This is a genomic window from Streptosporangium sp. NPDC049078 (genome assembly GCF_040648855.1).
GTDB lineage: Bacteria > Actinomycetota > Actinomycetes > Streptosporangiales > Streptosporangiaceae > Streptosporangium.
Window position 1 is genome coordinate 200,391 of sequence record NZ_JBEZEL010000015.1, and the last position, 7,291, is coordinate 207,681.

Here is a 7,291-nt window from a genome sequence, read left to right on the forward strand (position 1 = left end):
CGCCGGGTCGGCTGCTCGGGCGGACCGGCCCCGTTCTCCACGGGTGCCGCGGGCCGGAGACGGCGTCCGGTGCGGCGTGTGATCACTCCGGGGCGATCGCGCACGCGCCGAGCACGGCGCCGACCGTACCGGCCGCGGGGCCCGGGTGGGGAGCACGGACCTCATGGACCGGAATCCGGGCCCGGTACATACATCGATGTACGTCCCGAATGGGTCTGCGAGACGATGTCCGCGGGCCCGCGGGACGGGATCGTGAAGGGGTGACAAGTCGTCGTATCGAAGTGCTCGACCTGCTCAGAGGCATCGCCATCGTCGGCACCCTGGGCACGAACATCTGGATCTTCACCGATCCCGGCGGTCCCGCCGACGTCATCGGGGCGCTGGGGCAGCCGGGAACCGTGGAGACCTTCCTCCGCTTCCTCACCAACGGCAAGTTCCTCGCACTGCTCACCCTGCTCTTCGGGGTCGGGCTCGAACTCCAGTACCGTTCGGCCGCACGCCGTGGCGTACCGTGGCCCGGCTGGTATCTGTGGCGGGCCGGGTTGTTGTTCGTCGAAGGTCTGATCCACTACCTGCTGATCTTCGAGTTCGACGTGCTCATGGGCTACGCGCTGACCTCGATCATCGTGGCGTACCTGATCGGCAGGAGCGACCGCGTGATCAGGGTCTGGATGATCACCGTCGGGTCGGTGTTCGCCGCACTGATCGGCGTGCTCACCGTCGGCACCAGCTCGGCGAGCCTGGACACCGGGGCGGAGTCGTCCACGCTCTTCACCGACGGCACCTACCCGCAGCAGGTCGCCGCCCGGATCGAGATGATCGTCCTCTACCGGCTGGAGATCCTCCTCATCGTCCCGATGGGCATCGTGCTGTTCCTGCTCGGCTCCCAGCTGATGCGCGCCGGGGTGTTCGAGGACTCGGAGCGGGGCGCGGCACTGCGCCGGAGGCTCATGGTCGGCGGACTCGCCGTGGGCCTGCCGCTGAACCTGGCCACCGCGTTCGCCGGTCCGGGCTGGTTCCTGGTGGACCGGTATCTGCTGCCACCGCTGGTGGCGCTGGGACTGCTCGGTCTCGTCGCCACCCTCGCGCGGCGGGCGAGCGGTGCTCCCGGCGTGCTGAGACGAGGGCTGACCAACGTCGGTCGTACGGCCCTGAGCTCCTACGTCTTCCAGAACCTGGTCGCCTCGGCGCTCTGCTACGGCTGGGGGCTCGGCCTGGCCGCGACGCTCGACGGCCTGCGGCCGTGGTGGGTCGTGGCGGCCTGGGCGGGAATCTGTGCGCTCTTCATGACGCTGTCCACGCTCTGGCTGCGGCGCTTCGAGCGGGGTCCCGTCGAGACTCTCTGGCAGTGGGCGTACCTGGCGCCGCAGGGGCTTGCCAGGAGATCCGGCACGGCTCAAGAAACACCGACAAGACAGTAGGGGTGTCTCCACGGACTACCCCCGCTCCCGCCCCCGCCTCCGCGATGACGAGCATGTTCGCTCCGACGAGCCGCGGTCACGGAAAAGCCGCGGCTCCGACCGGTGAGGACGTGTCCCACAGGATCACCGTCTTGTCGTCACTCGCGGTGGCGAGAGACTTGCCGTCGGGGCCGAAGGCGACCGACCACACCGACCCGGTGTGGCCGGTGAGCGGATCGCCGGCCGGTCGCCAGGTCCGCGTGTTCCACAGCCGGACGACGAGGCCGGTGCCGACGGCGAGGGTGTCGCCGTCCGGGCTGAACGCGAGAGCGTGGATCTCGCCCGGATGAGGGAGGGGGTCTCCGACCGGACGGCGGGTCGCGAGGTCCCACACGATCGCCGTCCTGTCGCTGCCGCCGCTGACGAGGGTCGTGCCGTCGGGGCTGAAGGCGACCGGCCACACCGGCCCCATGTGACCGGTGAGGGGGGCTCCGATCGGCTGCCAGGTCGTCGTGTCCCACAGGATCACCGTCGCGTCGTCACTCGCGGTGGCGAGGATCTTGCCGTCGGGACTGAAGACGGCCGACTGCACCCAGTCGCCGTGGCCGGTGAGAGGGTCGCGGATCGGCTGCCAGGTCGTCGTGTCCCACAGGATCACCGTCGCGTCGGCGCTCGCGGTGGCGAGGATCTTGCCGTCGGGGCTGAAGGCGACCGACCGCACCCAGTCGATGTGGCCGGTGAGGGGCTCGCCGACCTGCCGGCGGGTCGCCACATCCCACAGGATCACCGTGTGGTCGCCGGGTTCGGTCCCCTCGCCGTTGTTGCCGCCACTGGCCAGGAGCCTGCCGTCCGGGCTGAACGCGATCGAGTCCACCGCCCTGGTGTGGCCCTTCATCGGTTCGCCGACCGGTCGCCGGGTCCGCGCGTCCCACAGGATCACCGCGCCGTCACCGCCGCCGGTGGCCAGCGTCTCGCCGTCCGGGCTGAACGCCACCGTGTTCACCGTTTCCGTGTGCCCTCTGAGCTGTGCGAGAGCGGTCACCTTCCCGGGGCCCGTCACGGGCCAGAGCAGGTAGGTCACGACGGCGGCCGTGGCGAGGAGCGCCCCGGCCACGGCGACCACCGGGAGGAGTCGGCGCCGACGGGTACGTGCCGCGCTCTCCGCAGCCGTGACCTCGGACGCGGAGGCGGCCTCGGGGGCGGCCTCGGACACGGACGCGAGCGCGGGTGAGGTGGCCGGGGTGGTGGACGACAGGGTTGCGGGTGGCAGGGCCGAGGGGGACGCAGGCGACACCGAGGGCGACACAGCGGGTGGCGCCGTGGGTGACACGGCGGTGAACCGCAGGGTGTCGGGCCGTGCCTCCAGGGTCTCCTGGGCCTCTTGGGTCTCCAGGGCCTCCTGGGCCTTTCGGGTCTCCTGGTGTGCCGCGGTGTACGACTCGGTCGGCGGCGAAGGAGCCGATGCGCCGGGAGCGGGCCGATCGGCGATCCGGGTGTCGCCCTCGTCCGGATCCGGCCCGGTGGAGGATTCCCCGGGGTCCGGCGTGGCGGCGATCTCGGCGAGGACGGCGGCGGCCTGGGCTCCGGTGAGGCGGAGGGCGGGTTCCTTGCGCAGCAGTCCCTCCAGGAGGGGGGCGAGAGGACCGGCGTGTACGAGCGGGGCGAACGGCCGGGTGGCGATCGAGACGTAGATCGATCCATGCGTCGTACCGGCGAACGGCCGGCGGCCCTCGACCGCGGCGTACAGGGTGGCGCCCAGCGACCACAGGTCCGACGCGGCGGTGGCGGGGTGGCCGTTGATCTGCTCGGGGGAGATGAAGGCGGGGGTGCCCAGGGTGACGCCGGCGCCGGTGAGGGTGACGTCTCCCTCGACGGCGGCGATCCCGAAGTCGGTCAGCACGACCCGCTCACCTTCGAGCAGGACGTTCGCGGGCTTGATGTCGCGGTGGGTGATCCCGGCGGCGTGCGCGACCCGCAGTGCCGCGAGGATCTGCGCGCCGATCGCCGCCACCCGCCGGGGCGGCAGGCGCCCCTGGGTTCTCAGCAACTCGTCGAGGGAGGGCCCGTCGATGATCTCCGTCACGATCCAGGGGCGGCCGTCGGCCTCGACGACGTGGTCGTGGACGGTGATGATCGCCGGATGTTTCAGCTGAGCCGCGGCGCGGGCCTCGCGCCCCATCCGCCGGTAGAGGGTCTCACGTGCGGCAACGTCCAGGTAGTCGGGGAGGATGAGCTCCTTGATCGCTACCTGGCGCTCCAGGCTCTCGTCCCGTGCCCGCCACACCGTGCCCATCCCGCCGCGGCCCAGCACGTTCATCAGCCGATATCGCCCGGCGACCAGCATGCCCGCTTCGTGCGCCACGCTGAAACCTTAACGATGACACGGTGCGATAAGCCGTAAAAAGGAACGGATTGTGACCGTGATGATGCCGAGCGTCGGCCCTCCGGGACCTACCCGTCCGCCGTGGTGCGGCGTCCGATGACGGGGCGCAGCGCGTCCAGCACCGTCGCGTCCTCGATGGTCGATGGAACGGGCTCGTCGGAGCCCTCCGCGATCCCGCGCATGGTCTTGCGCAGGATCTTTCCCGACCGGGTCTTCGGCAGGGCAGGGACCACGTCCACCTGCCTGAAGGCGGCCACGGCGCCCACCTGCTCGCGAACGGCGAGGACCAGCTCGGCCCGCAGGGTCTCGGGGTCGATCTCCGTCCCGCTCTTCAGCACCACGAAGCCGCGCGGCACCTGCCCCTTCAGCTCGTCGGCGACCCCGATGACCGCGCACTCGGCCACCGCCGGATGCGCGGCCAGCACCGCCTCCATGGACCCGGTCGACAGCCGGTGCCCGGCCACGTTGATCACGTCGTCGGTGCGGCCCATCACGAACAGGTAGCCGTCCTCGTCGAGGTGGCCGCCGTCGCCGGTCAGGTAGTAGCCGGGGAAGGCCGTGAGGTAGGACCGCACGTAGCGCTCGTCGTCCTGCCAGAGCGTGGGGAGCGTGCCCGGCGGGAGCGGGAGCCGGATGCAGATCGCGCCCTCCTCGCCGGGGGCGCACTCCTCGCCCGAGGCGCGCAGCACGCGCACGTCGTATCCGGGGACGGGCACGGTGGGGGAGCCCGGCTTGACCGGCATGGGCTCCAGCCCGCGCAGGTTGGCGGCGACGGGCCAGCCGGTCTCGGTCTGCCACCAGTGGTCGACGACCGGCACGCCAAGCCTGTCCGCCGCCCAGTGGTAGGTGTCGGGGTCCAGACGCTCACCGGCGAGGAACAGCGTCCGCAGCGACGAGATGTCGTACCCGTCGAGCAGGGCCGCCTGCGGGTCGGCCCTCCTGATGGCACGGAACGCGGTCGGCGCGGTGAACAGCGCGTTCACCCGGTGCTCGGCGATCACCCGCCAGAACGCGCCCGCGTCGGGGGTGCCGACCGGCTTGCCCTCGTACAGCACGGTCGTGGCGCCGCGCAGCAGCGGCCCGTACACGATGTAGGAGTGCCCGACGACCCAGCCGACGTCGGAGGCCGCCCAGAACACCTCGCCCGGCGCGATGTCGTAGACGTTGGTCATGCTCCACAGCAGCGCCGTCGCGTGCCCGCCGTTGTCGCGCACGACGCCCTTCGGCAGGCCGGTGGTGCCGCTGGTGTAGAGGATGTAGAGCGGATCGGTCGCCCGCACCGGCACACATTCGGCAGGGTCGGCCTTCGCGCTCGCCCAGTCGACGTCCCGCCCCTCCACCAGCTCGGCGGGGGACTGCTCGCGCTGGAGGATCACGCAGTGCGCGGGCCGGTGCCCGGCCAGGTCGAGCGCGGCGTCGAGCATCGGCTTGTACGGCACCACGCGCGAGGGTTCGATCCCGCAGGAGGCCGACACGACCACCTTGGGCCGCGCGTCGTCGATCCTGGCCGCCAGCTCCTTGGGCGCGAACCCGCCGAACACCACCGAGTGCACCGCCCCCAGCCGCGCGCACGCCAGCATCGCGATCACCGCCTCGGGCACCATCGGCAGGTAGACCACCACCCGGTCGCCCTGCTCCACCCCGAGCGAGCGCAGCACCCCGGCGAACCTCGCGACCTCGTCGCGCAGCTCGGCGTACGTGTAACGCCTGCCGGTGCCCGTCACCGGGCTGTCGTGGATCAGCGCGACCCGGTCACCGTGCCCGGCCTCGACGTGCCGGTCCAGCGCGTTGTGGCAGGTGTTGAGCTCCCCGTCGGGAAACCACCGGTAGAAGGGCGGCGCTCCGGCGTCCAGGACCTCGCGCGGCGGCCTGCTCCAGGTGACGGCCTCGGCGGCCTCGGCCCAGAAGTCCTCGGGGTCGGCGATGCTGCGGGCGAAGGCGTCAGCGTACGACATCCAGCCATCATCCTCTTTCCCGGACTCCCAGGTCGAGGCCCCTCTCCGCGTATTCTCCCGTGGCCGAGGCCGAGCTTGTTCAGTCGACGCACATCGCCTCGTGAGTGGACCGGAAGACCCACGTGCCGCCACCCGGGGACACATAGGTGGTAAGGGTGTAATAGACCCCAGGGGTGCAGTCGTGGCCGACCGCGAGGACGGCCGCCCGGGCCCGTTGTTCGGTCGCCGCCAACCCCTCCGCGTGGGTGTTGCCCGCCCCCACGACGGTGGCGCTGCGGGGAGTGTCGTAGCCGTCGGCGTGCGCGGCCACGGGCGTGCTCGCCAGGCCGACCGCCACCACCGCTGAGACGAGACCGAGCCGGCGGAGCCGAGTACCTTTTCGCATGATTCTCCTACAGGGCCGGATCATTGGATCGACCGAGGATAAATTTCAAACGGACCCAGGTAAAGACGGCATTGACCACTTGGTCGCGAGAATATGGCCTGTCGTGCGGTTTCTTCGTGATAGGGAATGTAATTTACATTCTTCGTGGTGGGGCATGTAATTTGCGGCCGCACGAAGATTGAATCGCGCCGGAGTACGTCAAAGTCTCCAGCGACCCCGGTGCGGTTCGCCCGAAGGAACACTACGGAGCCTGCAGAAGGCGGAAACCGTCAAGGAAAGGGCGTCCTCCTTCGTGCAGCCCCGGCACCGCGGAGTTCGCAATGCGTGTCAGCGGTGGTGGCGTGTCACGTCCACGTCGGCCAGGTCGTTCTCCAGGATCCGGTCGATCAGCTCGACGACCCCGGCTCCGTGCTCTCCCTCGGTCACCAGGTCACACCGTTCCTTGACCGCGGGCAGCGCGTTGGCCACCGCCACCGCGCACTCGCAGGCGGCGAGGAACGCGTGGTCGTTCTCGGCGTCGCCCACGCCGATCGTGCTGTGCGCCGACATCTCCAGCTCCGCCAGGGCGGCGGTCAGGCCGGTGGCCTTGTTGATCCCCGAGGGCAGGAGCATCACCGCGCCCTTGTTGAAGATGACCTGCATCTCCAGGCCGAGTTCGCGGATGGCGTCGAGAACGGTCTCTGCGTGCGGTTCCGTGGTGGCCACGATCGCCGAGCCGACACTGAGCGGCTCCACGTCCAGCTCGCGCAGGCGTTCGACGAGGGTCTCGGGCGGTGCCTCCGCGAGGGGCGAGCTCTCCTGCTCCTCCGGGTTGTGGAGCACGGCTCCGTTCTCGGCGACGACCAGGTCGAACAGGTCGAGTCGCGGGAAGTCCCGGGTGAGGGAGTCGACCTGCCGGCCGGTCACCATGACCAGTCGCCGCCCCGAGCGTGCGAGGCGTTCGAGTGCGTCCAGGGTGTCGCCGTCGACGCGGCCCTCGGTGGCCAGCGTCTCGTCGTAGTCACAGGCCAGAACGTGATAGCGCATGCCGGGTCGACTACCCCGCGTCGGCGGGGGAAACGGGACGTGGGCCGGGACTTCTCAGGGCCGGGAACGTTCCGGCGGCGGGCCGGGGCCGGGCGGGGCATCCTCCGGCCCGCCGCCGGGACGGGCAGGACGCCCGCCGGGC

5 protein-coding genes are annotated in these 7,291 nt (G+C 70.9%); 1 reads left to right on the forward strand and 4 read right to left on the reverse strand.

Going from position 1 to position 7,291, the window contains the following annotated elements:
* The first annotated feature begins 260 nt into the window (after window positions 1-260).
* Window positions 261-1,421, forward strand: a complete 1,161-nt coding sequence (locus AB0B90_RS26190; protein WP_362925217.1) for a DUF418 domain-containing protein — start codon at window positions 261-263, stop codon at window positions 1,419-1,421.
* A 76-nt stretch (window positions 1,422-1,497) separates the two neighbouring features.
* On the opposite strand, the gene AB0B90_RS26195 is transcribed toward AB0B90_RS26190, so the two are convergent.
* From AB0B90_RS26195 to AB0B90_RS26210, 4 genes are all read right to left on the reverse strand, one after another.
* Window positions 1,498-3,762, reverse strand: a complete 2,265-nt coding sequence (locus AB0B90_RS26195) for a serine/threonine-protein kinase (RefSeq protein ID WP_362925219.1) — start codon at window positions 3,760-3,762, stop codon at window positions 1,498-1,500.
* Between the two features lie 89 nt (window positions 3,763-3,851).
* The gene (locus AB0B90_RS26200; RefSeq protein ID WP_362925221.1) at window positions 3,852-5,738 is read right to left on the reverse strand and encodes a propionyl-CoA synthetase; all 1,887 of its coding nucleotides are present in this window, start codon (window positions 5,736-5,738) and stop codon (window positions 3,852-3,854) included.
* Window positions 5,739-5,817: 79 nt separating this feature from the next.
* Entirely contained in the window at window positions 5,818-6,123 is a 306-nt protein-coding gene (locus tag AB0B90_RS26205) for a hypothetical protein (protein WP_362925223.1), read from the reverse strand.
* Window positions 6,124-6,450: 327 nt separating this feature from the next.
* On the reverse strand, window positions 6,451-7,149 hold the full coding sequence (locus tag AB0B90_RS26210; RefSeq protein WP_362925225.1) for an HAD family hydrolase: 699 nt from the start codon (window positions 7,147-7,149) through the stop codon (window positions 6,451-6,453).
* Between the last annotated feature and the right edge of the window lie 142 nt (window positions 7,150-7,291).

Coding starts and splice junctions, on each gene's coding strand:
- AB0B90_RS26200 (WP_362925221.1), bottom strand. CDS start 5,738: ATGTCGTACGCTGACGCCTTCGCCCGCAGCATCGCCGACCCCGAGGAC.
- AB0B90_RS26205 (WP_362925223.1), bottom strand. CDS start 6,123: ATGCGAAAAGGTACTCGGCTCCGCCGGCTCGGTCTCGTCTCAGCGGTG.
- AB0B90_RS26210 (WP_362925225.1), bottom strand. CDS start 7,149: ATGCGCTATCACGTTCTGGCCTGTGACTACGACGAGACGCTGGCCACC.